This window comes from Paenarthrobacter sp. AB444 (genome assembly GCF_028736865.1).
Taxonomy (GTDB): domain Bacteria; phylum Actinomycetota; class Actinomycetes; order Actinomycetales; family Micrococcaceae; genus Arthrobacter; species Arthrobacter nicotinovorans_B.
This window is the reverse complement of the sequence record NZ_JAQZBY010000030.1, coordinates 1-1,120: the sequence shown is the minus strand read 5'-3', so window position 1 is coordinate 1,120 and position 1,120 is coordinate 1. Positions and strand designations below refer to the sequence as shown.

Genomic DNA, 1,120 nt, shown 5'->3' with positions numbered 1-1,120 from the left:
GCTCTGCATCTGGCCCGGCTGCTGAAACTGGACCAGATCACCGAGGTCGCGGTCCCCAGCCCGTCCCAGGAAGCTGCCCGGGACTTGGTCCGTGCCCGGGAAGACATCCGGGGAGATCTGATGCGTGCCCGGCACCGGGTTTCCAAACTTCTGCTGCGCCAAGGCATTCACTACACGGGCGGCCATACCTGGACCCAGGAGCATCTGGCCTGGCTCTATCGTCAGCATTTCGATTCACCGGCTCTGCAACTGACCTACGACCTCGCGCTCGAATCGGTCAGCGAAATCCTCGATCGCCGTTCGCGGGCCGACGCGGCCATCCGGGCCATGGCCTACGACAGCGAGTACACCCCGGTCGTGCGCGCCCTTGAATGCCTCCGCGGCGTTTCAACGCTCACGGCCTTCGGTCTGGCCGTGGAAATCGGTGACTGGAACAGGTTCACGGGCCGGACCATCGGCGCTTACCTCGGTCTGGTACCGAGTGAAAACTCATCCGGCCAGCACCGTTCCCAAGGCTCGATCACCAAGACCGGGAACACCCACGCGCGCCGGCTCCTCGTCGAAGCCGCTTGGCACCACCGCCGTTCCTACACCCACCCTTCCCAAGCACTGCGCTCTCGCTGGGAAGCGGCAACCCCTTGGGAAAGAGCCCGCGGCAAAGCCGGTAACAGACGCCTGCACGAACGCTGGCTCAGCTACCAGGAACGGCGGAAACGTCCCGTCGTCGCCAACGTCGCCGTCGCCCGTGAACTCGCCGGCTGGTGCTGGTCACTGGCCAGCGAAGCCCAACGCACCGCGCAGCACCAAAACCCCTAACGTCCGGGACCTCACCACCAGGGACCCACCGGGTACACCGGCAGCGCGTGGAGCGAACTCGCGACCCCAACTATGAGCAACCTTTCAAGGCCACGCCCGACCCTAGAGAAGCGATAGCCTCCAGCCGGACACCTCGTCCTGCGGTAACCAACCCGCGCATATTAGTCTGACCACGCCGTCGCCCAACGACACGCTGGACCCCCCACACAGAGAACCCCCGGACCAAAAAGGAAGCGACCCCGGACACAAACCGAGGCCGCTTCCCCACGCCCGTTGACAAAAGAAACTACATATTAGTTGGGTG

1 protein-coding gene is annotated in these 1,120 nt (G+C 64.4%); it reads left to right on the top strand.

Features of this window, described 5'->3' with window-relative positions:
* The coding region (locus PQ627_RS19880) for an IS110 family transposase (RefSeq protein ID WP_274263027.1) at positions 1-816 on the top strand (816 nt) is incomplete at its 5' end.
* Between the last annotated feature and the right edge of the window lie 304 nt (positions 817-1,120).